Below are 380 nucleotides of genomic sequence, written 5' to 3'. Positions count from 1 at the left end.
ACGCGGCGGGGAGCTGGGCAATCTGGGCGGGCCGCAACCGGTCGAATTCCCGGATGGATATCCGTTTGGGGACGGCCAGCGTTTTTCCTTTCAGGTCGATCCGGGTCGAAATATTGGCGGTTTTTTTGTTTTTAACCGGAGCAAATTGCGCCGAAGCGGCCAGCGGGCCGAAACAGCATATTAACAGGCAGATAATTTTGAAGGGTTTCATATTGTAATGATTTAATTAATGGATTCGCGTCATGTAGTTACTACACGGGTCCGAGCTATTGTCGGAGTATTCGTTATTCTGGATGGTTATTGCTACGGTTTTCCAGGTTTCACTTCCCTGTGTGTTTTGCCATTTAACCTTTCCCTCATAGGTTCCCGGGGTTTTTTCC

1 pseudogene is annotated in these 380 nt (G+C 48.9%); it reads right to left on the bottom strand.

The features are described from left to right. Positions 1–211 (bottom strand): annotated as a pseudogene (locus tag ACRHNM_RS16330) (hypothetical protein); the annotation flags it as partial. Between the last annotated feature and the right edge of the window lie 169 nt (positions 212–380).

It is taken from the genome of Psychroserpens mesophilus (assembly GCF_050617655.1).
In the GTDB taxonomy this organism is placed as follows: domain Bacteria; phylum Bacteroidota; class Bacteroidia; order Flavobacteriales; family Flavobacteriaceae; genus Psychroserpens; species Psychroserpens mesophilus_A.
Note: the sequence above shows the minus strand (reverse complement) of the source record. Positions and strands in the feature narration are given on the sequence as shown.